The 26,637-nt window shown below is 66.9% G+C and carries 22 protein-coding genes; 17 read left to right on the forward strand and 5 right to left on the reverse strand.

All coding sequences use genetic code 11. The features are described from left to right. Window positions 1-130: 130 nt before the first annotated feature. A complete protein-coding gene (locus GJV26_RS27350; protein ID WP_155711742.1) occupies window positions 131-721 on the reverse strand; it encodes a hemerythrin domain-containing protein in 591 nt (196 codons plus the stop codon). A 195-nt stretch (window positions 722-916) separates the two neighbouring features. Here GJV26_RS27350 and GJV26_RS27355 point away from each other — a divergent pair, with 195 nt between their 5' ends. Continuing rightward, window positions 917-3,385 carry a sensor domain-containing protein gene (locus tag GJV26_RS27355; RefSeq protein ID WP_173346294.1) on the forward strand — a complete coding sequence of 823 codons (2,469 nt, stop codon included), beginning with the start codon at window positions 917-919 and terminating at the stop codon, window positions 3,383-3,385. Between the two features lie 180 nt (window positions 3,386-3,565). On the opposite strand, the gene GJV26_RS27360 is transcribed toward GJV26_RS27355, so the two are convergent. Continuing rightward, window positions 3,566-4,915 (reverse strand): MFS transporter, encoded by a 1,350-nt coding sequence (locus tag GJV26_RS27360; RefSeq protein ID WP_155711744.1) that lies wholly within the window; start codon window positions 4,913-4,915, stop codon window positions 3,566-3,568. 268 nt (window positions 4,916-5,183) lie between these two features. Between GJV26_RS27360 and cyoA the strand changes: the two genes are divergently transcribed. The 12 genes from cyoA (at window position 5,184) to GJV26_RS27420 (ending at window position 16,942) form a co-directional block, all read left to right on the forward strand. Next, window positions 5,184-6,239 carry a ubiquinol oxidase subunit II gene (gene cyoA / locus GJV26_RS27365; protein WP_155711745.1) on the forward strand — a complete coding sequence of 352 codons (1,056 nt, stop codon included), beginning with the start codon at window positions 5,184-5,186 and terminating at the stop codon, window positions 6,237-6,239. Then, a complete protein-coding gene (cyoB, locus tag GJV26_RS27370; protein WP_155711746.1) occupies window positions 6,220-8,223 on the forward strand; it encodes a cytochrome o ubiquinol oxidase subunit I in 2,004 nt (667 codons plus the stop codon). The genes cyoA and cyoB overlap by 20 nt, the downstream gene beginning before the upstream one ends. Beyond that, complete coding sequence (gene cyoC / locus GJV26_RS27375) at window positions 8,216-8,851, forward strand: cytochrome o ubiquinol oxidase subunit III (RefSeq protein ID WP_155711747.1); 636 nt, start codon at window positions 8,216-8,218, stop codon at window positions 8,849-8,851. The genes cyoB and cyoC overlap by 8 nt, the downstream gene beginning before the upstream one ends. Continuing rightward, entirely contained in the window at window positions 8,848-9,288 is a 441-nt protein-coding gene (cyoD, locus tag GJV26_RS27380) for a cytochrome o ubiquinol oxidase subunit IV (RefSeq protein ID WP_155711748.1), read from the forward strand. The genes cyoC and cyoD overlap by 4 nt, the downstream gene beginning before the upstream one ends. After that, the gene (locus GJV26_RS27385) at window positions 9,285-10,127 is read left to right on the forward strand and encodes an SURF1 family protein (protein WP_155711749.1); all 843 of its coding nucleotides are present in this window, start codon (window positions 9,285-9,287) and stop codon (window positions 10,125-10,127) included. Before cyoD ends, GJV26_RS27385 begins: the two co-directional genes overlap by 4 nt. Further along, complete coding sequence (locus GJV26_RS27390) at window positions 10,111-11,499, forward strand: ATP-binding protein (RefSeq protein WP_155711750.1); 1,389 nt, start codon at window positions 10,111-10,113, stop codon at window positions 11,497-11,499. Before GJV26_RS27385 ends, GJV26_RS27390 begins: the two co-directional genes overlap by 17 nt. Before the next feature lie 33 nt (window positions 11,500-11,532). Further along, on the forward strand, window positions 11,533-12,072 hold the full coding sequence (locus tag GJV26_RS27395) for a response regulator transcription factor (protein ID WP_155711751.1): 540 nt from the start codon (window positions 11,533-11,535) through the stop codon (window positions 12,070-12,072). Between the two features lie 251 nt (window positions 12,073-12,323). Beyond that, window positions 12,324-14,090, forward strand: a complete 1,767-nt coding sequence (locus GJV26_RS27400; RefSeq protein ID WP_155711752.1) for a putative bifunctional diguanylate cyclase/phosphodiesterase — start codon at window positions 12,324-12,326, stop codon at window positions 14,088-14,090. An 84-nt stretch (window positions 14,091-14,174) separates the two neighbouring features. After that, the gene (locus GJV26_RS27405; protein WP_155711753.1) at window positions 14,175-14,615 is read left to right on the forward strand and encodes a carboxypeptidase regulatory-like domain-containing protein; all 441 of its coding nucleotides are present in this window, start codon (window positions 14,175-14,177) and stop codon (window positions 14,613-14,615) included. A gap of 11 nt (window positions 14,616-14,626) precedes the next feature. Continuing rightward, a complete protein-coding gene (locus GJV26_RS27410; RefSeq protein WP_155711754.1) occupies window positions 14,627-15,667 on the forward strand; it encodes a 2-hydroxyacid dehydrogenase in 1,041 nt (346 codons plus the stop codon). Between the two features lie 65 nt (window positions 15,668-15,732). After that, window positions 15,733-16,518: an SDR family NAD(P)-dependent oxidoreductase gene (locus GJV26_RS27415; protein WP_155711755.1), complete on the forward strand. Its 786-nt coding sequence runs from the start codon at window positions 15,733-15,735 to the stop codon at window positions 16,516-16,518. Between the two features lie 25 nt (window positions 16,519-16,543). Then, window positions 16,544-16,942: a hypothetical protein gene (locus GJV26_RS27420; protein ID WP_155711756.1), complete on the forward strand. Its 399-nt coding sequence runs from the start codon at window positions 16,544-16,546 to the stop codon at window positions 16,940-16,942. Window positions 16,943-17,091: 149 nt separating this feature from the next. On the opposite strand, the gene GJV26_RS27425 is transcribed toward GJV26_RS27420, so the two are convergent. Next, a complete protein-coding gene (locus GJV26_RS27425; RefSeq protein ID WP_155711757.1) occupies window positions 17,092-18,519 on the reverse strand; it encodes a PA domain-containing protein in 1,428 nt (475 codons plus the stop codon). Continuing rightward, window positions 18,506-19,540: a choice-of-anchor J family PEP-CTERM protein gene (locus GJV26_RS27430; RefSeq protein ID WP_155711758.1), complete on the reverse strand. Its 1,035-nt coding sequence runs from the start codon at window positions 19,538-19,540 to the stop codon at window positions 18,506-18,508. The genes GJV26_RS27425 and GJV26_RS27430 overlap by 14 nt, the downstream gene beginning before the upstream one ends. 364 nt (window positions 19,541-19,904) lie before the next feature. Between GJV26_RS27430 and msbA the strand changes: the two genes are divergently transcribed. After that, a complete protein-coding gene (gene msbA / locus GJV26_RS27435; RefSeq protein WP_189442163.1) occupies window positions 19,905-21,728 on the forward strand; it encodes a lipid A export permease/ATP-binding protein MsbA in 1,824 nt (607 codons plus the stop codon). Window positions 21,729-21,768: 40 nt separating this feature from the next. Here the strand turns inward: msbA and GJV26_RS27440 are convergent, their stop codons facing one another. Continuing rightward, complete coding sequence (locus tag GJV26_RS27440; RefSeq protein WP_155711760.1) at window positions 21,769-22,620, reverse strand: c-type cytochrome; 852 nt, start codon at window positions 22,618-22,620, stop codon at window positions 21,769-21,771. Window positions 22,621-22,702: 82 nt separating this feature from the next. On the opposite strand from GJV26_RS27440, the gene GJV26_RS27445 reads away from it, so the two are divergent. The 3 genes from GJV26_RS27445 to GJV26_RS27455 are packed head-to-tail and all read left to right on the forward strand — an operon-like array spanning window position 22,703 to window position 26,636. Then, window positions 22,703-23,092, forward strand: a complete 390-nt coding sequence (locus tag GJV26_RS27445; RefSeq protein WP_229427982.1) for a c-type cytochrome — start codon at window positions 22,703-22,705, stop codon at window positions 23,090-23,092. Then, the gene (locus GJV26_RS27450) at window positions 23,089-24,084 is read left to right on the forward strand and encodes a cytochrome c oxidase subunit II (protein WP_229419471.1); all 996 of its coding nucleotides are present in this window, start codon (window positions 23,089-23,091) and stop codon (window positions 24,082-24,084) included. The genes GJV26_RS27445 and GJV26_RS27450 overlap by 4 nt, the downstream gene beginning before the upstream one ends. Then, window positions 24,081-26,636 carry a cbb3-type cytochrome c oxidase subunit I gene (locus GJV26_RS27455; protein WP_155711762.1) on the forward strand — a complete coding sequence of 852 codons (2,556 nt, stop codon included), beginning with the start codon at window positions 24,081-24,083 and terminating at the stop codon, window positions 26,634-26,636. Before GJV26_RS27450 ends, GJV26_RS27455 begins: the two co-directional genes overlap by 4 nt. Window position 26,637: the final 1 nt, after the last annotated feature.

Raw genomic sequence — 26,637 nt, forward strand, 5'->3', positions numbered from 1 at the left:
ACACTTTGATGGCACCGGGATTGAACCCCCGAATGCCGAAAGTCGAAAGCCGGGGTCGGACCCGGCGGGTCCGCCCCCGGCTTCCGGCGTTCGGGTTTGAACTACAGGAACACGAATTACAGCAACGGCATTACGCCTGCGTCGCGGGCTTGCGCGGCAGCAGCTTCAGCGCCGCGAAGGCCGCGCCAGCCACGCCCAGCACCACCGCGGCGGTGCTGCCCGAAAAGCCGATGACCGTATCCTTGGCGATCTTGCCGGCCTGCGGGGTGACCAGCTGCAGGCGGCGGCGTGTCATTTCCGCACCGAGTTCGCTGAGGCGGTCGCGGCTCAGCTTGCGCTCGGCATCGGGCAACAGCACGGTTTCCTCGTCGGCCACGTGGTGCATCACATCGCGCATCAGTTCGTGTACCAGCTCGTCGTGTTTCGCGCTGGTGGCGGGAGTGGCACGCAGTTGCGCGATCAGCCGGCGCATTTCGTTGTGCTCCGGCTCGGCCTTGAGCATCGTCGGGTCCGAGCCTTCAAGTTCGCGCATCACCGGGTAGAAGACTTCTTCTTCCAGCGTGGCATGGATTTCCAGGGCGGTGCAGATCGTCTCCGCAAGCGCCTTTTTCACTTTCGGCTTCTGTGTCGTCGTGTACTGGTGGAACGTCACCAGCGTGTGCGAGTGGTCGAAGCGGATCATGTCGGTAATCGTCGGGCTGAGCTTATTCAGTGAAAACATCTTTTTCTCCTTGAGGTTCCGGCAAACCTCATCTTAGTCCGGTGCCATGCAAACTAGCGTAGGAATAGCTCCCAGGCCAATGTCGGCGGACTGCGCACAAAGCGCACTCGGCAGGTTATAGTTCACTTCAGAAACCGCCGCCAGGAGCCGATGATGAGATTCCAGCACCGAGCCCCCGCGCGCAGCACACTGCCCATGCAGGGGCGAGGATGGCGCAGCAGGCGCCCGCTGACGCGCTTCGACGACCTGTTCCAGGACCATCCGCAGCCAATGTGGATCTACGACTTGGTGAGCCTGCGCTTCCTGCGCGTCAACTTGGCGGCCTGCCGTCATTACGGGTATTCGGAAGCCGAGTTCCTGCACATGACGATCCGCGATATCCGTCCGCCGTCCGAACAGGCCCGCCTGACGGCGGACATGGCAGCCGCGCCGCACGCGGGGCCGCAGTCGTCCGGCGTGTGGACGCACCTGAAGCGCGACGGCCGGCCGATCAGCGTGCGCATCTCGTCGCACGCGCTGATCCACGAAGGGCGCCGTGCCCGCCTGGTGTTCGCGCTCGACGTGACGCAGCAGGTGGCCGCCGAGCGGGCGCTGTACAAATCCGAACAGTTGTACCGCCGGCTGATCGACACGATGCCGCTGCAGGTCTTCTGGAAGAATCTCGACCTGCGCTACGTGGGCTGCAACCGCCTGTTCGCGCTGGCCTCTGGCCTGGACGATCCCGCCAGCGTGGTGGGCAAGCGCGACCATGACCTGCCATGGCAGCACGGCGCCGCGGAGCACGAGGCGGAAGAGGCGGAAGACCGCGCCGTGATCGAATACGGCCGGCCCGTGCGCGGGCGCGAGCAGACGCTCACCGCGCCCGACGGCCGCCCGCGCCGGCACCTCGTCAACAAGCTGCCGCTGCACGGCCGGCATGGCGAGATCGTCGGCCTGCTCGGCATGGTCGAGGACATTACCGCCAGCCGCGCGGCCGGCGAAACGCTGCGGCTGCAAAGCCGTGCGCTCGATGCCAGCGTCAACGCGATCCTGATCACCCGGCGCGCCGGCGACGACGACGTGATCGAATACGCCAATCCCGCGTTCGCCCGCATCTCGGGCTACGAGCTGGCCGAGGTGATCGGCACCGATTGCCGCTTCCTGCAGGGCGACGACCGCGAGCAGGAAGGCATGCTGGCGCTGCGCGAGGCGCTGCGCACGGAGCGCGAAGTGACGGTGGAGCTGCGCAATTACCGCAAGGATGGCACGCTGTTCTGGAACCAGCTGCACGTGGCGCCGGTGCTCGACGCGGGCGGCGCCACCACGCACTGGGTCGGCGTCATCAACGACATCACGGCCGCGAAGCGCTACCAGCAGGAGCTGGAGCACCAGTCCACGCACGATGCGCTGACCGGCCTGCCGAACCGGAACCTGTTCCAGGACCGCCTGGAGCAGGCGATCGCCTACGCGGCGCGCTACGGCCACCAGATGTGGGTGGTGGTGCTGGACCTGGACAACTTCAAGCTGATCAACGATACGCTGGGCCATGCCGTGGGCGACAACCTGCTGCAGACGGTGTCCGGCCGCCTGCGCGCGGCGCTGCGCGATTCCGACACGGTGGCCCGGCTGGGCGGCGACGAATTCATCCTGCTGCTGCCCGACCAGCCTGGCCAGAACGACGGCACGCTGTCGCCGCGCACGGTGCAGGCCGTGCTCGACGCGGTGAGCGCCCCGATGCGGCTGGGCGCCCACGACCTGGCGCTGACCTGCAGCATGGGCGTGTCGGTCTATCCCCGCGACGGCGATACCGCCGCATCGCTGTTCAAGCATGCCGACATCGCGCTCTACCGCGCCAAGGACGGCGGCCGCAACCAGCTGCAGTTCTATACCAGCGAGATGAACGCCCGCGTCACCGAGCGCACGCTGATCGAAGGCCACCTGCGCAATGCGCTGGTACGGCACGAATTCGTGCTGCACTTCCAGCCGCGCATCGATTGCGCCACCGGCCGGGTGGCCGGCCTGGAAGCGCTGCTACGCTGGCAGCAGCCGGAGCTGGGCCTGGTGCAGCCGGACCGCTTCATCGGCGTGGCCGAGGAAACCGGGCGCATCGTCGAGATCGGCGAGTGGGTGCTGTACGAAGCATGCCGGCAGGCCAAGGCCTGGCAGGATGCCGGGCTGCCCCGTGTGCCGGTGGCCGTGAACGTGTCGGCCCGTCAGTTCCGGCAGGCCGGCTTCGTGCAGGAGGTGCGCGGCGCGCTGGAGGCCAGCGGCCTGGAAGCGGGCTACCTGGAGCTGGAACTGACCGAGTCGCTGATGATGCAGAACGTGGAAGGGGTGATCGCCGCGATGCTGCACCTGAAGGCGGGCGGTGTGCGGCTGTCGATCGACGATTTCGGCACCGGCTATTCGAGCCTGTCGTACCTGCGCCGCTTCCCGCTCGACTATCTGAAGATCGACCGCAGCTTCGTGCGCGACATGCTGCACGACGCGCCCGGATCGGCCATCGTGCGGTCGATGATCACGCTGGGGCACAGCCTGGGATGCCGGATCATCGCCGAGGGGGTCGAGACGAACGACCAGCTGGGGTACCTGACACAGGAAGGATGCGACGAGATCCAGGGGTTCCTGTGCAGCCGGCCGGTGACGGGGGAGGCGGCGGGGGAGTTGCTGTATGCGGACCGGTAAGGGATGGCGTTGTCGATGACGGGCGATGCATTTTATGCAAGCAACGCTTCAGCTTGCTGCCGGTATCGAGCATCGCATCCGGTGTGTCATTCCGGCATCTGCGGCCATTACAACCGCGGAATCCGAAAACAAAAACGGCGGACCTAAAGTCCGCCGTCTTTATTCAGTCATTCGACCAGGTCAGTCCCGGATCTCCAGCTTCCGGTTCACCGACAGCGCGGCCAGCGAAGCGACGGCACCGGACAGCAGGTACAGGCTCACGTAGCCCAGGCCGAAGTTGGCCGACAGGCCCAGCGCCACCAGCGGTGCGAAGCCGGCGCCCACCAGCCATGCCAGGTCGGACGTCAGCGCGGCGCCGGTGTAGCGGTGGCGCGGTGCGAAGTTCGACGTGACGGCGCCGGCGGCCTGGCCGTACGACAGGCCCAGCAGGGCGAAGCCGACGAGGATGAAGATGTTCTGGCCCGATTCGCCACCCTGGATCAGCGTGGGCACGAAGCCCGAGAACACGGCGATCAGCGCGGCCAGCGTGCCCAGCGTGGTGCGGCGGCCGAAGCGGTCGGCGATGAGGCCGGAAGCGAAGGTGCCGATCAGCGCAATGAAGGCGCCCAACATCTGCAGCCACAGGAAATCGTCGATGGCGCGGGTGGTGTACAGCTGCACCCACGACAGCGGGAATACGGTCACCAGGTGGAACAGCGCGTAGCTGGCCAGCGCGGCCAGGGCGCCGATCAGCACATTGCGGCCCTGGGTATGGGACAGCTCGGACAGGCTGACCGGTTCCAGCTCGCGTTCTTCGAGCAGGCGGGTATATTCCGGCGTGGACACCAGGCGCAGCCGGGCGAACAGCGCGACCACGTTGATGGCGAAGGCCACGAAGAACGGGAAGCGCCAGCCCCAGTCGAGGAAGTCGAGCGTGGACAGGTTGCCCACCAGGTAGGCGAACACGCCCGCGGCGATCAGGAAGCCGGTCGGCGCGCCGAGCTGGCCCAGCATTGCATACCAGCCGCGCTTGCCTTCGGGGGCGTTCAGCGCCAGCAGCGACGGCAGGCCGTCCCACGAGCCGCCCTGGGCGACGCCCTGGCCGATGCGCAGCAGCGACAGCAACACGATCGCGGTCGTGCCGGCGTTGGCATAGGACGGCAGGAACGCGATGCCCACCGTGGAGATGCCGAGCAGGAAGAGGGCGGCCGTGAGCTTGCCTTCGCGCGAGAAGCGCCGCTGCAGCCACATGAAGAAGATCGTGCCGAACGGCCGGGCGATGAACGCGAACGAGAAGATGACGAAGGAGTACAGGGTCGCCGTCAGCCGGTCGTCGAACGGGAAGAACAGCGAGGGGAACACGAGCACCGAGGCGATCGCATAGACGAAGAAGTCGAAATATTCGGATGCGCGGCCAATCACCACGCCGACGGCGATATCGCCAGGGTGGATTTCTCCATCGCGAGCATTAATGTTGCGTGCGCCGCTGCTGGTGGGACTTGGCTGATAATCCGCCGGGATGTTACTTCCGTCATAGGTAGTCGTTGCCATATTCGTCTCTCATGGATGTGTTCACAAGTTCTTTGCAAACGGGATCAGATACGATGAAACCTTACCTCGGCAGTAACCGCCTCGACTGTGCGCCGTCTTACATAAAATGCAATCGCATGAGCTGCAACGGCATCGAACGCAATGCGGCAGCATGCCGGTACGGCAACCAGAACCTGCCAGCGGGGTGAGACAAAGTGTCCAATTCCATTTCGCATGCCTGTGACGGTACAGTAGCATGTTCTCAATCCTCTGTAGCGCACATAACTTAATGAAATCATCCATTGTTCGCAGTGGACTGGGTCTTCTCCCCCTGTTGTGGCTCACCGGCTGCAATACGGTGGTGTTGAATCCGTCCGGTGATATCGCGGCGCAGCAAGCTCATCTGGTGGTCGTATCGTTCCTCCTGATGTGCCTGATCGTCGTTCCCGTCATAGCCTTGACGCTCTGGTTTGCCTGGCGTTATCGTCAAAGCAACACGTCCGCCCCCTACGATCCTGATTGGGATCACTCCACCAAGCTGGAGCTCGTGATCTGGGGCGTGCCCCTGCTGCTGATCATCGTGCTGGGCCTGATCACCTGGATCAGCACCCACCTGCTGGACCCTTACCGTCCGCTGCAGCGCATCGACCATCAACGGCCGCTGGCCGCCGACGTGCGTCCGCTGGAAGTGCAGGTCGTGGCCCTCGACTGGAAGTGGCTGTTCATCTACCCGGAGCAGGGCATCGCCACCGTGAACGAACTGGCCACCCCGATCGACCGCCCGGTCAGGTTCCGCATCACTGCTTCCTCCGTCATGAACGCGTTCTACATCCCGGCGATGGCCGGCATGATCTACGCGATGCCGGCGATGGAAACGCAGCTGAACGCCGTGATGAACAAGGTGGGCACGTACGACGGCTTCTCGTCGAACTACAGCGGCGCCGGTTTCACGCACATGCGCTTCAAGTACCACGCCATGAAGGACGCCGACTTCAACGCCTACGTGGCGAAGGTGAAGGCCGAGGGCGGCGCGCTGCAGCGCGCGGACTACATGCAGCTGGCCAAGCCGAGCGAAAAAGATCCAGTGCGTCGCTGGGCACAGGTCGATGGCACGCTGTACAACGCCATCCTGAACCTGTGCGTCGAAGAGGGCAAGCCATGCATGGCGCAGCAGATGCATGAAGATGCCAACCGCAACGCCAAGCACGCGGCCCACAAGGAAGCGCGCCGGCAGGGTGCCAACGAGGTCGCGCGTCTGGCGCGAGCCGACGCGGAAATCTGCACGACGCCCGCGGACAAGACCAAACTTTCCATGAAGAGCAACAATGCAAGCGTATCCAACTGAATCCAATGTGATCTTTGGCAGGCTGAGCTTGGAGGCGATTCCGCTCCATGAGCCGATCCTGCTCGTCACCTTCGCCGCCGTCGTCCTGGGTGGCGGCGCCCTGCTGGGCGCGATGACGTACTTCCGCGTCTGGGGCAACCTGTGGCGGAACTGGTTCACCAGTATCGACCACAAGCGCATCGGGATCATGTACATGATCCTGGGCCTGATCATGCTGCTGCGCGGCTTCGCCGACGCGCTGATGATGCGGGCGCAGCAGGCCATCGCCTTCGGCGACAATGCCGGCTTCCTGCCGCCGCACCACTACGACCAGGTCTTCACCGCCCACGGCGTGATCATGATCTTCTTCGTGGCGATGCCGCTGGTGACGGGCTTCATGAACTACGTGGTGCCGCTGCAGATCGGCGCGCGCGACGTGGCGTTCCCGTTCCTGAACAACTTCTCGTTCTGGATGACCGCCATGGGCGCCGCCCTGGTGATGGCGTCGCTGTTCGTCGGCGAATTCGCCCGTACCGGCTGGCTGGCCTATCCGCCGCTGTCCGGCATCCTGGCCTCGCCCGACGTGGGGGTCGACTACTACATCTGGTCATTGCAGATCGCCGGGGTCGGCACATTGCTGTCCGGCGTGAACCTGATCGTCACGATCGTCAAGATGCGTGCCCCCGGCATGGACCTGATGAAGATGCCGGTGTTCACCTGGACCGCGCTGTGCACCAACATCCTGATCGTGGCCGCCTTCCCGGTGCTGACCGCCGTGCTGGCGATGCTGGGCATGGACCGCCTGCTGGGCACGCACTTCTTCACGAACGAAATGGGCGGCAACGCCATGATGTACGTGAACCTGATCTGGATCTGGGGCCACCCCGAGGTGTACATCCTGATCCTGCCATGCTTCGGCATCTTCTCCGAAGTGGTGTCCACGTTCTGCTCGAAGCGCCTGTTCGGCTACACCTCGATGGTGTATGCGACGTGCGTGATCATGATCCTGTCGTACCTGGTCTGGCTGCACCACTTCTTCACGATGGGCTCCGGCGCATCGGTGAACGCGTTCTTCGGCATCACCACGATGATCATCTCGATCCCGACCGGCGCCAAGCTGTTCAACTGGCTGTTCACGATGTACCGCGGCCGTATCCGCTTCGAACTGCCGATGATGTGGACCATCGCCTTCATGGTGACGTTCACGATCGGCGGCATGACCGGCGTGATGCTGGCGATCCCGCCGGCCGACTTCGTGCTGCACAACTCGCTGTTCCTGATCGCCCACTTCCACAACGTGATCATCGGCGGCGTGCTGTTCGGCCTGTTCGCGGGTATCAACTACTGGTTCCCGAAAGCGTTCGGCTACAAGCTCGACGCATTCTGGGGCAAGGTATCGTTCTGGCTGTGGGTGGTCGGTTTCTATGTCGCGTGGATGCCGGTGTACGCACTGGGCTTCATGGGCGTGACGCGCCGCCTGAACGTGATCGAGGATCCGGCCATGCAGCCGTACTTCGTGGTCGCGTTCCTCGGCGTGGTCATGATCGCCGGCGGTATCGGCGCGATGCTGATGCAGTTCTTCGTATCGTTCCTGCGCCGCAAGCAGCTGCGCGACGTGACGGGCGACCCGTGGGGCGGCCGTACGCTGGAATGGGCGACGTCGTCGCCGCCGCCGGACTACAACTTCGCGTTCACCCCGGTCGTGCATGACAACGATTCGTGGGCCGACATGAAGAAGAACGGCTACAAGCGTCCGCTGAAGGACTTCGTGGCGATCCACATGCCGGCCAACACGGGCGCGGGCTTCATCATCGCCGCGCTGTCGGCGCTGGTCGGCTTCGCGATCATCTGGCACATGTGGCTGGTGTGCGGCCTGGCGTTCGTCGCCATGCTGGTCGCGATCATCGTCCACACGTTCAACTACAAGCGCGATTACTACATTTCGGCCGAGGAAGTCACCCGTGCCGAAGAGCGCCATACCGCTTTGCTGGGAAGCCATGTCTGATACCTACGTAACCTCCGCCGGCGCGGCCAGCGCCGACCCGAGCTCGCGCTACCTGGTGCGCGAGCACCATCCGGAACACGGCACCATGCTGGGTTTCTGGATCTACCTGATGAGCGACTGCCTGATTTTCGCCTGCCTGTTCGCGACCTATGCCGTATTGGGTCGCAACTACGCCGGCGGACCGAGCGGCGCCGAACTGTTCGACCTGAAGCTGATCGCCCTGAACACGGCGTTCCTGCTGTTCTCGTCGATCACGTATGGCTTTGCGATGCTGCAGGCCAAGGTGAAGAACAAGTCCGGCACGCTGCTGTGGCTGGCGGTCACCGGCGTGTTCGGCCTGTGCTTCCTGGGCGTGGAAATCTATGAATTCCACCACCTGATCCACCTGGGCGCGGGCCCGCAGCGCAGCGGCTTCCTGACGGCGTTCTTCGCGCTGGTCGGTACCCACGGCCTGCACGTGACGTTCGGCGCAATCTGGCTGGTCACGCTGATGGTGCAGATCAGCAAGCACGGCCTGATCCCGGAAAACATGCGCCGCCTGAACTGCCTGTCGCTGTTCTGGCACTTCCTGGACGTGATCTGGATCGGCGTCTTCACCTTTGTCTACCTGATGGGAGTCCTGCCATGAGCGGCAACAACCATAACCACGGCCACGGCCACGGTCATAAGGGGCACGATAACGACAGTCATGGCCACGACGACCACCACGACGGTTCCGCCGTGCACGGTTCGATGAAGGATTACGTGATCGGCTTCGTGCTGTCCGTGATCCTGACCGCGATCCCGTTCTGGCTCGTGATGAACGACGTGATCAAGGATTCGTCCACGCTCGGTCTCGTGATCATCGGCTTTGCCGCCGTTCAGATGGTGGTGCACATGGTGTACTTCCTGCACATGAACGCGAAGTCGGAAGGCGGCTGGAACATGCTGGCACTGATCTTCACCGTCATCGTCATCGTCATCACGCTGGCCGGTTCGCTGTGGGTCATGTACCACATGAACAAGAACATGATGCCGAACATGCCGCATATCATGTCGCCGCAGCAGGCGCACGACATGCCATGAACGACGCGCCACCCGGTGGCGCAAATCCGACGCCGCAGCGTGAAGCGCGGGCAGGGCGCCTCCCTTCGAGGGGGGCGCGCATCGCCCTCGCCGCCGCTGCGGCGTTTTTCTTTTGCGCCTTTGCTTTTCTCGGCTGCTGGCAGGTCAAGCGCCTGCTGTGGAAGCAGGACCTGATCGCCCGCGTGGACGCGCGCGTCCACGCCGAACCGGTCGCCGTGCCGCGTGCTGCCGACTGGCCGCGGGTCGCCGTCGACACGCACGAGTACCTGCGCGTGCGCATCCGCGGCAGCCTGCTTTACGATTACACCACCCGCGTGCAGACCACCACCGCGCTCGGCATCGGTTTCTGGCTGATGACGCCGATGTGCACCGACGACGGCATCGTGTTCGTCAACCGCGGCTTCGTGCCGATGCAGCCGGGCGACCTGAAGCTGCCGCCGCCGCCGGTTGCGGGCGGCAACCCGTGCGCCACGGCGGGCGGCGCGCCGGTCACGATCGCAGGCCTGCTGCGCCTGCCCGAACCGAAGGGCCGCATCCTGCGCGAGAACGACCCGGCCGGGGACCGCTGGTACACCCGCGACATCGTTCCGATGGCGGTCAGGCGCGGCATGCCGAAGGCGGCCCCGTTCTTCGTCGATGCGCCCGCCGGCCAGGAATACCCCCGCAGTGCGGACGAGAAGCCGACCGGCGGCCTGACCGTGATTTCGTTCCCGAACAACCACCTCGTCTACGCGCTGACGTGGTTCGGGCTGGCCGCGATGGTCGCGGGCGGCTATTATCTCGTGTTGCGCTACGACCGGCGGCGCAGGACGAGGGCGACGGATGACACAGCAGACTGAACAGCGGCAGGGCGGCGAGCGGCGCCGGCCGGACGGCCGCCGCGCGCAGGTGGCCGCGGCCGGCGTGGAATTCACGGCCGGCCACAAGAACATGATGCAGCTGATCCAGCTGCGCTGGATCGCCGTGATCGGGCAGGCCGCCACGATCGTCGCCGCCATCTACCTGTACGACATCCGCCTGCCGCTGGTGCCGATGCTGCAGGTGCTGGCCTGCCTGATCGCGTTCAACGTGGCCAGCCACCTGCGCTGGCACGAGGTGCGTTACGTGCGCAACACCGAGCTGTTCATGGCGCTGCTGGTGGATGTGGCGATCCTCACGTCGCAGCTGTACCTCTCCGGCGGCGCCACCAATCCCTTCGCGTTCCTTTACCTGCTGCAGGTGATCCTGTCCGCCGTGCTGCTCGCGCCCGCCTATGCATGGACCTTCGTGCTGATCACGGCCGCCTGCCTGGCCGGCCTGTCGCGCAATCACCTGCCGCTGCCGCTCGACGTGGAGCACGAGGGCGGCGTGCTGTCGCTGTACGTGCAGGGCATGCTGATCTGCTTCATGCTTAACGCGGCGCTGCTGGTGTTCTTCATCACCCGCATCACGGCCAACCTGCGCGCCGGCGATGCCCAGCTGGCCAACCTGCGCCAGCGCGCGGCCGAGGAAGAGCACGTGGTGCGCATGGGCCTCCTGGCGAGCGGCGCGGCGCACGAACTGGGCACGCCGCTGGCCACGCTGTCGGTCATCCTCGGCGACTGGAAGCGCATGCCGGAATTCGCGCGCAATCCCGAACTGCTCGAGGAGATCGGCGAGATGCAGGCGCAGCTCAAGCGCTGCAAGGCGATCGTTTCCGGCATCCTGCTCTCGGCCGGCGAAACGCGCGGCGAGTCGTCGATCAAGACCACGCTGGCGACCTTCCTCGACGAGCTGGCGCAGGAATGGCGCAGCAGCCGCCCGGTGCAGCATTTCTTCTACTTCAACCGGTTCGGCGAGGATCTGCCGGTGGTGTTCGACGAAACGCTCAAGCAGATGATCTGCAATGTGCTCGACAACGCGCTCGAGGCTTCGCCGGTGCGCGTGGAGATGGAAGCCACGCGCGAGGACGGCCATCTGATCCTGCGCGTGACCGACACCGGCCCGGGCTTCGACCCGGCCATCCTGGCGCAGCTGGGCAAACCGTATAATTCCACCAAGGGCAGGCCCGGCAGCGGCCTGGGCCTGTTCCTCGTGGTAAACGTGGCGCGCACGCTGGGCGGCACCGTCGGCGCGCGCAACCGCGCCGAGGGCGGCGCCGAGGTGGTGATCCGCCTGCCGCTGTCGTCCATCGCCCTCGAAGGTATCGATCCCGCGTACATCGACCCCGAACCGGGCCCGAACCGGCCCTGAACCGAGCCTGAATTGAGCCTGAACCGAACTGACATGACCGAAGAACAACGCTGCCTGCTGATCGTCGAGGATGACGAAGCTTTCGCCCGCACGCTGGGCCGCTCGTTCGAGCGGCGCGGCTACCATGTGCTGCATGCGGCCAACGTGGACGAAGCCGCCGCGCTGCTGGAAGAGCACACGCCCGGTTATGCCGTGGTGGACCTGAAGCTGAAGGGGAACTCGTCGGGCCTGGCCTGCGTACAGCTGCTGCACCAGCACGATCCCGACATGCTGATCGTGGTGCTGACCGGTTACGCCAGCATCAACACAGCCGTGGAAGCGGTGAAGCTGGGCGCCGCCCAGTATCTCGCCAAGCCGTCCAACACGGACGACATCGAAGCCGCGTTCGCCCACGTGGCGGGCAGCGCCGAAGTGGAGCTGACGGGCCGCGCCACGTCGGTGAAAACGCTGGAGTGGGAGCACATCCACGCGGTGCTGGCGGAAACGGAATTCAACATCTCGGAAGCGGCGCGCCGCCTCGGCATGCACCGGCGCACGCTGGCGCGCAAACTGGAAAAGCAGCGCGTCAAATAGAGCACCGCGCCACGGTGGCCGGAACGGCAACCGCCGGCGGGCGTGTTCTGCAGGGGGGCACCTGAACCTGTGGCGTGCGCGCAGCAAAGTGTTGCGCACGCGAGCGCAGACCCTGCGCGGCAGGCAAAATACCAGTACAATTAATGTTGCCCTGTATCATCTTCGCTTTGATCAGCCTGCAGGGTCGTTCCCGGTGCCCAATCCACGCATCGCCATTTCACGCGCCGCCCGGCGCTATTCCGACTTGACCGATGATCTGCCATAACGAAGCAACGCGCGAACCCGCGCGCCTGGACGCCCTGCACAAACTCGACCTGCTCGATACGCCGCCTTCCGAGGCATTCGACCGCATCACGCGCATGGCTGCGCAGATGTTCGGCCTGCCCGTGGCCGCCGTGTCGCTGACCGATACCGACCGGCAGTGGTTCAAATCGCGCGTTGGCGTGGAGCACTGGTCGATTCCCCGCCTGCGGGCGCCATGCGCCACGGTGGCCGATTCGGCATCGTTCCTTGTCATTCCCGACCTGGCCGAGGACCCCGAGTTCCGCGACAGCCACCTGGCGCGCAACGGCGTGCGCTTCTACGCCGGCGCGCCGCTGACGACGCGCGACGGCCACGCGCTGGGGGCGATGTGCGTGCTGGGCACGGCGCCGCGCCAGATCACGGAAGCTGAACGCGGCGTGCTGACCGACCTGGCGGCCATGGTGATGGCGCAGATCGAGCTGCAGCATGCGATGGGCCGCATCGATCCGATCAGCGGCCTGCCCAATCGCAACCAGTACATCGACGATTTCCGCGACCTGGAGAAAGACCGTCTGCGCGGCGAGGAGCGGCTGGCGATGCTGGTGCACCTGGCCAGCGCCGAACAGCTGGCCAACGCGGCGCGGGTGATGGGGTCGTCGTACGTGGACGGGCTGGTAAGCGAGGCCGTGCGCTCGTTCCGCGCCGAGTTCGGCGCCGACGGCAAGATGTACCACGTGGCCGCCACCCACTTCATCGTGGTCGTGGCGCCCGCTCTGTCGCTGGACGAATGCCACGTGCGTCTCGAGCGCTGGCTGCAGGGCCGGGATGCCTGGTCGACTTCGCGCTTCGTGACGACCCCGGCGGTCGGCATTGCGCCGTTCGCCGTCGGCGAGGCCGATGCGCTGGACGTGCTGCGCATCGCGCAGGGCGCGGTGCACGACGCCTATGCCACCGGCGCCAGCGTGGCGGTGTATTCCCCGGCGCAGGATGCCGCCTATCGCCGGCGCTTCACGCTGCTTACCGAATTCGGTAGTGCGCTGGAATCGCCCAACCAGCTGAGGCTCGTATACCAGCCCCGCATCGACCTGGCGACCGGCGCCTGCATCGGCGCCGAGGCGCTGCTGCGCTGGTGCCACCCCGAACTGGGCGGGGTGCCGCCGGGCGAATTCATGCCGATCGTCGAGCAGACCTCGATGGCCCGTGCCGCCACCGCCTGGGTGGTCGATGCCGCGCTGCGCCAGCTGCGCGCCTGGCAGGATATGGGCATCGCGCTCACGCTGTCGGTCAACGTGGCCGCGCCGAACCTGCTGGAAACCGATTTCGCGCAGCTCATCGAGGCGCGGCTGAAGGCGCACGGCGTGGCGCCGGCGCTGCTCGAGCTGGAAATCACGGAGAGCGCGGCAATGGGCAACCAGAGCGCGGCGGATCGCACGCTTGCCGCATTGCACGCTGTCGGCGTGCGGATCGCGATCGACGATTTCGGCACCGGCTACAGCAGCCTGTCGTACCTGCAGAGCATTCCCGCCCATGTGGTGAAGATCGACCAGAGTTTCGTGCGCGGCATCGAGACGGACGAGCGCAAGCGCGCGCTGGTCGGCACGATGGTCTCGCTGTCGCACGACCTGGGCTACAGCGTGGTGGCCGAGGGCGTGGAAACCGAAGCCGCGGCCGCGCTGGTACGCGCCGCCGGCTGCGACGAGGCACAGGGCTGGCTGTACGCGCGGGCGCTGGAACCGGCGCAGTTCGCCGCATGGCACGCCGCGCGCGCACTGTAGACATTTCGCCCACTGGCACCCGGCTGCCTTCTGAACCATACTGACGGCAACGCGGCGGCCGCCGCACTCGTGGAGGAGGATGCGATGAAGCCGATCAGGACGATGGTGGCGATGGCACTGGCCTGCGCACTGCAGCAGGGCGCCTGGGCCCGGGAAGAGCTGAAATCCGGCGGCGGCGGTGTCAGCTACGTCAGCGGCGGCGTGGGCAAGGAACAGCAGGAGGCGCTGGCGGCGCGGCGCCCGGAATTCAACCTGTACCTGACCTTCGCCCGCGGCCACAGCGGCGAATTCCTGGCTGACGTGGCGCTGGAGATCACGGACCGCAAGCGCAACCGGGTGCTGGCAGCCGATGGCGTGGGCCCGCAGGTGCTGGTGAAACTGCCGGCCGGCATGTACTGGGTCAATGCCACGTTCGGGAACCAGGAGCAGAGCCGCAGCGTGGTCATAGGAAACGAGGCCGCAGGCAAGGGCGGGCGCGAGGTGACGTTCCACTGGAACCCCGCCGACCAGGCCACGGTACGATAGGGAGGCGTGCGATGACAGCTCCCCAATCCAACCCGCACCCGGTCCGCGTGGCGATGTTCAGCGCCCAGCCCTACGACCGCCGGTTCTTCGAGGAAGCGCGGGCGGCAGGCGGACCAGGCCGCGGCGACATCGCGATCGACTACCACGACACCGCGCTGGACATCGGCACCGCCGTGCTGGCGCAGGGCTGCGGCGCCGTCTGCGTGTTCGTCAACGACGTGCTCGATGCCGCCGTGCTCGAACGGCTGCACGGCGGCGGCGTGCGCGCGATCCTGCTGCGCTGCGCCGGCTTCAACAACGTGGACCTGGCTGCGCTGGCGCGCCTCGGCATGTTCGCCGCGCGCGTGCCGGCCTATTCGCCGGAAGCGGTGGCCGAGCATGCGCTGGCGATGATCCTCACGCTGAACCGGCACACGCACCGCGCCTTCAACCGCGTGCGGGAAGGCAATTTCGCGCTCGACGGCCTGCTGGGCTTCACGCTGCACGGCAAGACGGCCGGCATCGTGGGCACCGGCAAGATCGGCCTTGCCACCGCGCGCATCCTGCGCGGCTTCGGCTGCCGCGTGCTGGGATACGACCCGTATCCGTCGCCGGCGTTCGAGGCGCTGGGCAGCATGGTTCCGCTGGACGAGCTGCTGGAACTGTCGGACATCGTGTCGCTGCATTGCCCGCTCACCGAAGCCACGCGCCACCTGGTCAGCCACGCCACGCTCGGCCGGATGAAGGCAGGCGCCATGCTGGTCAATACGTCGCGCGGCGCGCTGGTCGATACCGCCGCCGTCATCGAGGCGTTGAAGTCGCGCAGGCTGGGCGCGCTGGCGATCGACGTCTACGAGCAGGAGAGCGCACTGTTCTTCCGCGACCATTCGTCCGACATCATCGCCGACGACGTGTTCGGCCGGCTCACTTCGTTCCCGAACGTGCTGATCACGGGGCACCAGGGATTCTTCACGGTGGAGGCGCTGCGCGAGATCGCGGCCATCACCTTCGACAACCTGGCGTGCTGGCGCAGCGGCGGGGCATGCGCCAACATGCTGCCGTCCCCGGACTAGGAGCAGGGCGTTTTCTGCAGGAACTTTTCGGGCGCGCTATAGTGGTTTTTTCACAAGGAGGAACCATGCACATCGATCTTAGCGGCAAGACCGCCATCGTAACCGGCTCGACCCGCGGCATCGGCTATGCGATCGCCGCCGGCCTGGCCGGCGCGGGGGCGGATGTCGTCATCACGGGGCGCCAGCAGGCCGACGTCGACGCCGCGCTGGCGCGCCTGCGTGCCGATGCGCCCGGCGCGCGTGCCCGCGGCCACGCCGTCGACCTGGGCGACGCGGCCGGCTTTGCCCGGCTGCAGGCGGCCGAGCCGGACTGCGACATCCTCGTCAACAACCTGGGCGTCTTTGGCCCCCAGCCCTTCGCCGAGATTCCGGACGAGGAGTGGACCCGGTTCTTCGAGGTGAACGTGATGTCCGGCGTGCGTGCCAGCCGCGCCTGGCTGCCGGGCATGCAGCGCAGGAACTGGGGCCGGATCGTGTTCATCTCGTCCGAATCGGCAATCAACATCCCGGCCGACATGATCCACTACGGCATGACCAAGACGGCGAACGTGGCGGTCGCCCGCGGGCTGGCGAAGAGCCTGGCGGGCACCGGCATCACCGTCAACTCCGTGCTGCCGGGCCCCACGTTGTCCGAAGGCGTGCAGCACATGGTGGCGCCGGGTGAAAGCGCCGCCGCGGCGCTGGAGAAGGCCAACGCGTTCGTGCGCGAGCATCGCGCCAGTTCGATCCTGCAGCGCGTGGCCCTGCCCGAAGAAGTGGCGAACATGGTCGTCTACATCTGCTCGCCGCAAGCTTCGGCCACCACCGGCGCCGCACTGCGCGTCGACGGCGGTACCGCCGACACGATCTGAACCCCGACATGAAATGGAAAGACCGATGACCGACGAATCGCTGCGCGCCGTGCTGCGCGAGCTCGCCCGCCATGCCCGGGGCCTGCACAAGGCCATGCTGGACGTGGAAACCCAATACTTCGGCGCCGTGGGCGGCGTGCTTGAGCACCTGCAGCTGGTGACCAACCATCCGCATTTCGCCTGGCTGCTGAAGCTGTCGGGCCTGATGGCGGAACTGGACGAGAGGCTCGACGACGACGAGGCCATCGAACCGGCCGACGCGGCGCAGTTCCGCACCGCGTTCGAGCAGCTGATCGGGCCGCGCGCGGCGATCGACGGCGATTTCCGCAAGCGCTACCTCGCGCTGCTGCACGATGCGCCGGAGGTGGCGATCGCCAACGGCCCGCTACGGCAGGCGCTGGCGAAATTGCCGCAGGCAGAGTAGGCCCGATCGCGCGCCATCGCCACCGCGCGATGACGTTCGCGGCCGCCGCCATTGTGCCAACGCCGCGGCAGTCATGGGAAGAAAAACAGCGCCCCATGAAAAAGGCCGGGCGAGCGCCCGGCCTCAAGGTCATGCGAACCGGCTGACGATTACCAGCCGATATCCTTCAGCAGCGGCAACGACAGGTCCTTCGGCGGAATCACTTCCTGCGTCAGGTCGGCGTTGATCGACGGTTCCATCAGCTGGTTCGGCGAAGCGGCCGTGGTGTAATGCGACACCGAAGAGCCCGGCGCGAACGTGGTCGGCGTGTACATCAGGATCCGCTTCTGCTTGTCCGTACCGGCCAGCTGCGACGGGTCGGAACCCAGCTTGGCGATGACGCCGGACTTGGTGCGGCTGCGGGCCTTCAGCGCGGCCTTCAGCGCCACGCCGTCCGCCTGCGAAATGCGCACCGACGGAATCTTCACGGCCGGATCGCTGCCGCTCATGCCGGCCGGGTCGCCCGGCGCGTTGTCGGCCACGATCATCGCGATCGCGCCGGCCGCCTGCACATTGGCGGCCTTGATGGCGAAGTTGCAGGTGCCGCGGTCGACCAGCGCGACATTGCCCTTGACGGCGATGGCGTTGGCGCCCGTCAGCGGCGTACAGGCCAGGCCCGTGTTGGTGGCGTAGTTTTCCACGACCGGCAGGATATCGCCGGTCACGTTCGCGTCGGTGATGCGCGGGCCGAAGCTGGCTTCGCCGAACGCATGCTCACCGGCCGTGGTGCCGGCCGCCGGGCCGCTGAAGGCCACCAGGCCGCGCGGGCCCAGCACGTTCGGTACGGCCGCATTCACGTTCGGGCCGTCCCACGACAGGCCGTCGCCGCTGACCGCGTTCGCCACGCGTTCTTCCTCGCTCAGGTCGATCCACTTCGTGTTGGTGCGGTTGTCCGTCATGAAGTGATCCCACACGGCCGGCACGCCGGCCCAGTACTCGCCGGTTTCCTCGTCGGTGAAGCTCTGGAAGCCCAGGCCGTGGCCCATTTCGTGCAGCAGCACGGTGACGAAATCGGTCGCCGTGCCGTGGTTGCCGTCGATGCCCAGGTAGAACGGCGAGCCGGGCAGGCAGTCGGCCGCCAGGCCCAGGCGCGAGTTGAAGCGGGCGCGGATGTCGGCCATGGCCGGGTTCTGGTCCACGCCGGAGAGCTTGTTGGCGAGCGCGGCCGGGTACCAAGTGTTGGCTTTCGGCGCGTTCGGGAAATCGGAGAACACTTCCAGCGCACCCGCCGAGCCCAGCGTGGCGCTGTTGGCGGTGCAGTTCAGCGGCTCGAAGCTGGCCTGGATGCGGATCGGCACCGAGCTTTGCAGCTTCGCGCCCCACAGGTTGGCGGCGTGCGTGAACGCGATCAGGCGCTGTTCGCCCAGCGTGGTGCCGGTGTTGCCGCCGACCGGCGCGGCCGGCGTGGTGTCGTTGAAGCCCACGCCGGGAAGATTGCCATTGACGATCACGATCTGGGTGGCGGCTTGCGCGGCACCGATGGCGCCGAATGCGAAGGCCAGGGCGGCGGCGACTTTTTTCATGTTATTGCGCTTCATGGCGTGGTTCCTTGGCTTGCGCGGTGCGCGTATTGTTGACCAGTGCATTGGCGGCGTCTTCGCCGGTGACGCAGGCTTCGGCAAGCGAGCCGTCGGCGTTGCGCGTCACGACCGAATACACGGCCTTGTCGGCCACGCTGGCCGAGCGCGTGCCGTTCTTTGCCACGGTGACCTGCGGCGCGGCGACGATGCCGCGGGCGAACTTGCGGTCATGCGCCGCGGCGGCGCTCGGCACCAGCGCGCGGTATTCCTCGGCGGTGGGGGCGCGCAGCGCGCCGCTTTCGGCGTCGCGAACGACGACCAGGCCCTGGTCCTTCGCGACATCGTGGGCCATCGCGCCTTGCGACATGCCCAGTGCCGCCAGTGCCAGGCCGGCGCCGGCTGCGGCACGGCGGCTGCGGCGCGCGGCAAAGCCCACGGCGCCCAGGCCCAGGCCGAGCATCAGCCAGGTCGACGGTTCGGGCACGGCGGCGATCGCCACGCTGTCGATGCCGATGTAGTCCGCGTTGCCGACTGGGCCGGTGTAATGGAAGCCGAAGCGGCCGGTGCCAGTGCCGGTGATGTCGGCCGTGTAGCGGGTCCAGCCGTCAGGGTAGGCGGTGCCGCCGCCCACCGTCAGCAGCGCGGTCGTGAAGCCCGAGGTGCCCGTGCCGCTGCCGGCACTGAACAGCACCTGCAATGTATCGTTGAAACCTTCCGATGCGCCGTCGCGCGTGTAGAACGTCAGGCGCGTCGCGCCGGTGAGCGTGATTTCCGGCGTGAGCAGCCAGCTGTCGACCACTTCGCCCGCCGCGGCGCTGACGAAGCTCGTGGCGATGTACGACGATGCCGCGCCCGCCTGGGCATCGAAAATGCCGGTGTTGCCCTGGAACCAGGAGTCACTGCCGCTGGCCAATACCCAATTGCCCAGCGTGCCGACATCGTCGAACCCTTCGGTGAGGCTCGTCGGTGGCGTTTCCGCATGCGCGGCAGCCGATAGTGTCAGCGCCGCTGATGCAAAGAGAGTGAGGAAGGTTTTCATTGATTCACTTTCATTGACTTGTGGAAGAAGATGCAAATTGTTTTGCAAATTGCAACTTGAGTATAAGACCAAGAACTGCCGAGTTGCGCTACCCACGCTTACTAATTGAAATGTTTTCTTGATCCGTATCGAAAATGCAACGCAACAGATTTTGCGCCGTTGCAAGCCCAGTATCCATGCGGCCTGCAGCCCGGCATATCGCCGCCACGGGACGTAACGGCAGAGTACTCTTGACAAGTAAATCGGCTTGTGCGGCGTAATAAAAGATAAATAATGTTACTGCGCGGACCGTTCTTGCCGGCATTTCGTGGCGGCATCGATCGCGGGTACAATGCTGCCTTTATTCCTAGTTCCCCGCTGCCACGTGTCGAGCCGCCAACTGTATTCCCGCCTGCTGCTGCAATTTAAGCCTTATTCCGGCGTGCTGGTCGCCACTCTGGTGGCCGTCGGCATCGCGTCGCTGACCGATGTATTGCTGATCGGGCAGTTGCAGAACGTGGTGGATTCGCTGCGGCCGGAGGGCATCGCGCACGGCGCCGAGGCCGCCGGCGGCGTGCTCGCCGCGGTGCGGGCGTGGATCGACCGCCTTCTGCCGGTGTCTCCGGAGCAGGCCGGGCTGTGGGCGATCCCGGCCGTCATCCTGGCGCTCGTCTTCCTGCGCATGGTGAGCAGCTTCGCCGGCGACTATGGCGCCGCATGGCTCAGCAACCGGGTGCAGGCCGACCTGCGCGAGAAGATGTTCGCGCGCATCCTGCGCCTGCCAACCGGCTATTTCGACCAGTCGTCGACGGGTACCACGCTGTCGCGCGTGACCTTCGATGCCAACCAGGTGTCGCAGGCGGGCCTGAATGTACTGAACGTGGCGGTGCGCGATTCCGTTCTCGTGATCGGCTACGTGGTCACGCTGTTCGCGCAGGACTGGCAACTGGCCCTGTTCTGCCTGGCCCTGCTGCCGTTCGTGGCGGCCGTGGTGACGTTCGCGGGCCGGCGGATGCGCCGGCTGTCGGAAAGCGGGCAGCAGGCGATGGGCGAGCTGACCCGCGTGCTCGACGAAAGCATCGGCGGCCAGCGCGTGGTGAAGATCTTCGGCGGCCAGAAATACGAGCAGCGCCGCTTCGACGACGTCGTGAAACTGAACCGCCAGCTGGCGGTGAAGCACGCGGCCACGGCGGCGATGAACTCGGGCGTCATCATGATGCTGCTGGGCGCCACGCTGTCCGCGGTGATCTATTTCGCGATGCTGCGCGCCCAGGCCGATGCGCTGACGCCCGGCGCGTTCGTGGCGTTCATCGTCGCGCTGACGGCGATGCAGTCGCCGATCAAGAACCTCACCAAGATCAACGAGCCGCTGCAGCGCGGCCTGGCGGCGGCGAAATCGGTGTTCGGCCTGATCGATGCGCCGGCCGAGATGGACGACGGCGCCCGGTCGCTCGGTCGGGCCAGCGGCCACATCGAACTGTCGTCCGTCAGTTTCCGTTATGGCGCCGGCGATATGGACGCCGCCCCCGCGCTGGCCGGCGTGTCGCTCGACATCCGGGCCGGCGAGACCGTCGCGCTGGTCGGCGGCTCCGGCAGCGGCAAGACCACGCTGGCCAGTCTGCTGCCGCGCTTCTACGACGTGACGGGCGGCCGCATCCTGCTCGACGGCGTGGACGTGCGCGATTATCGGCTGTCCGACCTGCGCGCGCAGATCGCGCTGGTGAGCCAGGACGTGGTGCTGTTCAACGACACGCTGGCCGCCAATATCGCCTACGGCGACCCGGCGCCGGACCAGGCCCGGATCGAGGCCGCGGCGCATGCCGCGCATGCCCATGAATTCATCGTGCGCCAGCCGCAGGGCTACGCCACCGAGGTGGGCGAGAACGGCTTGCGGCTGTCCGGCGGGCAGCGCCAGCGGCTGGCGATCGCCCGCGCGCTGTACAAGGATGCGCCCATCCTGATCCTCGACGAGGCCACCAGCGCGCTCGACACGGAGTCGGAGCGCCTGGTGCAGGCCGCGCTGGAGCGGCTGATGGAAGGCCGCACCACGGTCGTCATCGCGCACCGGCTGTCGACGATCGAGAACGCCGACCGGATCGTGGTGATGAACGGCGGCACGATCGCCGAATCCGGCACGCACGAAGTGCTGCTGGCGCAGGGCGGCTTCTACGCGCGGCTGTACCAGACGCAGAAGCAGCTGACCCACTGACCGCGGCGTTGTACGCGTCGGTGGGCGCACCGGCGTGCGCTCAATCCAGGCTGAGCAGGTAGGCCGCCATGTCGCGGGCGTCGCGCTCCGATACGCCCAGGTCGGGCATCGCCGACTGGGGATGCACGGCCTGCGGCGCGCGGATCCAGCGCACCAGGTTGTCCGGCGAATTCGGCAGGCCGCCGGCCACGTACTTGCGCCGCGCGAGTCCTTTCAGGGGCGGGCCCACGAACGTCGCCGGTCCCGTCACGCCGGGGATCGAATGGCAGGCCTGGCAGGCATATTGGGTGAGCGCCATGCGGCCGCGTTCCACGTCCGGCGGGCCCGTTACGGGCAGTGGCGGCAACGGCACCGGTTTGCCGGCGCCCGCCACCACGGCGCGGTAGCGCGCGGCGGTATACGCGGGGTACTGCTGCAGGAATGCCACCACGTCCCACAACTCCTCGTCGCGCAGGTGGAATTCCCATGCCGGCATGCCGGCCATGCGGATACCGTGCCTGGTGATCCAGTAAAGCTCGCGAGGCTGCCAGCGCCGCGCCGCGTCCACCAGGGGGCCCGGTACGGGCTGCATGCTCTTGCCGAGCGGCTCCTGCGCCATGCCGGGGGCGCCATGGCACTGCTGGCAATGCTGGTGATACAGGCCGGCGCCGCGCACGGCGCGCGACGCATCGGCCAGCGCGGGCGCCCGGATGTGCTTCGCGTGCGCGCGCACCGATTCGCGCATGCCCTTTTCCAGCACCGAGTGCACGGGCTGGATGTGCTGCTGCGTGGCGGCCACGTTGTACCAGCCGCTTTCCAGTACCAGCCAGCCCGCGAGGCCGCCGATGGCCGCCAGCGAAATGGTGGTGGCGAACGCGGTCTTGAGGATCAGGCGGAGTCGGTTGGAAGCCATGCAGGGGTGCGCACCGTTGAAAAAAGTCCATGAAGTGTTTGCTTTATTATATGGACTCTTCCAGTTTCTGCAGGAACGGTACGTGCGCGAAACAACCCGACGTCGAATCTTTGCAGTCCTGCTGGCCGGGCCGCTCGCCTTCGCCATCGCCGGTTGCGACGACGACGGACCGCAGGCGCAGCGCGTGGCGGGCGGCGATGTCGAACGGGGCAAGCGGCTGCTGGCGCAGTTCCAGTGCGGCGCCTGCCATTCGATTCCCGGCGTGGAGGCCGCGCGCAGTACCGCCGGCCCGCCGCTCGATACGTTCGGGCGCCAAAGCTACGTGGCCGGCCACCTGCCGAACTATCCCGAATCGCTGGTGCGGTGGATCGTCGATCCGCCGGCCGTCAAGCCGGGCACGCCGATGCCGAACCTGGGCGTGTCGCCCGAGGATGCGCGGCATATGGCCGCTTACCTGTACACATTACGATGACTGCGGTAACGATGACGGCGGCTTCGATGACCGTGCCGGCGACACAGGCGCCGCGGCAGTCGGCGCTGGCGCCGGCCGGCCCCGATGCGGCCATCATCGACCAGCTGGGCTGGACGATGACGATTGGCTCGGCCGTCATCCTCGTCGCCGTGATGGCGCTGCTGGCGAGGGCCATGCGGCCGGGCCGCCCGGTTCCCGCGCGGTTCTGGATCGTCGGCGGCGGCCTGGTGCTGCCGCTGGCGATCCTGACCGCGCTGCTGGGCTGGAGCCTCGCCAGCACCGCTGGGCTGTCGCGGCCGTCGTCGCTCACGGCATTGCGCGTGGCCGTGACGGCGAAGATGTGGTGGTGGGAAGTGCGCTACATCGACCCCGCCACGGGGCGCGACGTGGTGCTGGCCAACGAGATCCGCCTGCCGGTGGGCCAGCCGGTCTACCTGTCGCTGACATCGGACGATGTGATCCACTCGTTCTGGGTGCCGGCGCTGGCCGGCAAGGTCGACATGGTGCCCGGCCGCGTGCACGGCCTCACGCTGCGGGCCGACCGCGCCGGCACGTGGCGCGGCCAGTGCGCCGAATTCTGCGGCATCCAGCATGCGAGGATGGCGCTGCATGTGGTGGCGCAGCCGCCGGCCGAATTCGATGCGTGGCTCGCGGCCCAGGCGGGGCCGGCGGCGGCACCCGCCGCCGCGCAGCTGTTGCGCGGCAGGCAGGTGTTCCTGGAACGGCGCTGCAATGCCTGCCATGCCGTGCGCGGCGTGGCCGAAGGCACCCGCGATGGCGCTGCAGGAAGTCCTGCTGCGGGGCCGGACCTGACCCACGTGGGCAGCCGCCTGTACCTGGCGGCCGGCACGCTGCCGGTCCACCAGGGCACGCTGGCCGGCTGGATCGCCGACCCGCAGTCGATCAAGCCGGGTGCGCGGATGCCGGCGGCCCGCGGCCTCGAAGGCGATGAACTGCGCGCGCTTGCGGCCTGGCTGGAGTCGCTGAAATGACCCGCAGGCTGCCCAGCACGGTGCCGCGCCCGCCCGGGGAGCTGGAGCGGCTGGAGGCGGTATGGCGCACGCCGCAAGGCTGGCGCCTGCTCAGTTCCGTCAACAACACCACGATCGGCCTGCTGTACATCGGCACCTCGCTGCTGTTCTTCGTGCTGGCCGGCGTGCTGGGCCTGCTGATCCGGGCGCAGCTGGCCGTGCCCGAGAACGACCTGCTGGGACCGGGCACCTACAACCAGGTTTTCACGATGCACGGCACGGTGATGATGTTCCTGTTCGCGATTCCCGTCGTCGAGGCGGTGGCCGTGTACCTGCTGCCGGGCATGCTGGGCGCGCGCGACCTGCCGTTCCCGCGGTTGTCCGCGTATGCCTACTGGGCCTATGCGTTCGGCGGCCTGGGTTTTTTCTGCACGCTGTTCGTGGGCCTGGCGCCGGATGGCGGCTGGTTCATGTATCCGCCGCTGACCGGCAAGGCGTATTCGCCGGGGCTGAATGCGGACTTCTGGCTGCTGGGGATCGGCTTCATCGAAATCTCGGCGATCGCCGGTGCCATCGAGCTGATCATCGGCATCCTGTTCACCCGCGCCCCCGGCATGACGCTGGCGCGGATGCCCGTCTACGCGTGGGCGATGCTGGTGGTGGGGGTGATGATCGTGTTCGCCTTCCCGGCCGTGATCGCCGGCACCGCGCTGCTGGAGCTCGAGCGCGCCTACGACTGGCCGTTCTTCGATGCCGCGCGTGGCGGCGATCCGGTCCTGTGGCAGCACCTGTTCTGGTTCTTCGGGCACCCGGAGGTGTACATCATCTTCCTGCCCGCGGCCGGCATGGTATCGACGATGATTCCCACCATCGCCGGTACCGCGCTGGTCGGCCGGCGCGCCGTGATCGTGGCGATGGTGGCGGTGGGCTTCTTCAGTTTCGGCCTGTGGGCGCACCACATGTTCGCCACCGGGCTGGGGCACCTGGAAGCGGGTTTCGTGTCGGCGGCCAGCATGGCCGTGGCCGTGCCGACGGCGATCCAGGTGTTCGCGTGGATCGGCACGCTGTGGGCCGGCGCATTCAATGGAAGAACCTCGGGGCGCGGCAGGCTGGCGTTGTCACCGCCGGCGCTGTTCATCCTCGGCTTCATGTTCATCTTCGTGCTGGGCGGCTTGACCGGCGTGATGGTGGCCGTGGTGCCGTTCGACTGGCAGGCGCACGATAGCTACTTCATCGTCGCCCACCTTCACTACGTGCTGATCGGCGGCATGGTATTCCCGCTGTTCGCCGCACTGTGCTACTGGCTGCCGCTGGTGAACGGCAACGCGGTGCCCACCCGGGTGGCGCGCTGGTCGTTCGGGCTGATGTTTGCAGGTTTCAACGTGGCGTTCTTCCCGATGCACATCACCGGCCTGCTCGGCATGCCGCGCCGCGTGTACACCTATCCTTCAGGCCTGGGCTGGGAAGTGCTCAACATGGTATCGACCGTGGGCGCGTTCGTGTTCGCGTCCGGCGTGGTGCTGTTCTTCGCTGGCATGGCGCGGGCGCTGGCGAAGAAGGAAAAGGATCCCGGCAATCCGTGGAACGCCGGCACGCTGGAATGGCTGCCGTCGGAATCGTACGCCACGCGCAGCATTCCCCAGGTGGAGTCGAACGACCCGCTGTGGACCGATCCCGGGCTGATGCGCGAAGTGGAGGAGGGAGCGCACTGGCTGCCGGGCACCGCGACCGGCAAGCGCGAAACGATCGTCACGACCCCGGTCGGCGCGAAGCTGCGCTACCTGCTGGTGCTGCCGACGGACAGCTGGCTGCCGTTCCTGTCGGCGCTGGGCACGGCGGGATTCTTCCTGCTGCTGACCGCGAAACAGACGATGGTGGCGTGGCTGTGCGGCATCGTGGCGATCGTCACGCTGCTGGCGTGGCTGTGGGAGCAGGACCGTCCCGCCCCGTGCCGCGAAGCGAAGGTCGGCGAGGATGCGGCGGGCGGGGACCTCATGCTGCCGGTCGGCGCGACCGGCGCCGCCAGCCACTCCTGGTGGGCCACGATCATCATGCTGGTCGTCGATGCCGGCGTGTTCCTGTCGTTCCTGTTCGCCTACGTGCACGTATCGATGCGGCTCGACATCTGCCCGCCGCCGGGCGCCAGGCTGGCGGCGCCATGGCTGCCGGCGCTGTCCTTCGCGCTGCTGGCGGCAAGCGGCTTGCTGGTCGCGCTGGCGCGGCGGCGGCCACTGGAAGCGAAGCAGGGCGCACTGCGCTGGCTGTTCGGCGGCGCCCTGGTGCTGGCCATCGCCGGCTTCGGCATCGAGCTGGCCGGGCAGCTGGACAGCGGCCTGAGTCCCACCCGCCACGCCTGGAGCGCGGCGGTGGCGGCGATGATCGCCTACCAGGGATTGCACGTGCTGCTGTGCGCGATCACCGGCGTTTATGTGATCGCCCGCTCGGCGCGCCGGCAACTGACGCCGCACAGCCGCGGCACGCTCGATAACACGGCGCTGATCTGGTATTACACGGTGCTGCAGGGGGCCGTGACTGGCGTGGCGATCCATGTCTGGCCGCGGCTGATGGGGTAGG

Origin of the sequence: Pseudoduganella dura, from assembly GCF_009727155.1 — a bacterium.
Taxonomy (GTDB): domain Bacteria; phylum Pseudomonadota; class Gammaproteobacteria; order Burkholderiales; family Burkholderiaceae_D; genus Rugamonas; species Rugamonas dura.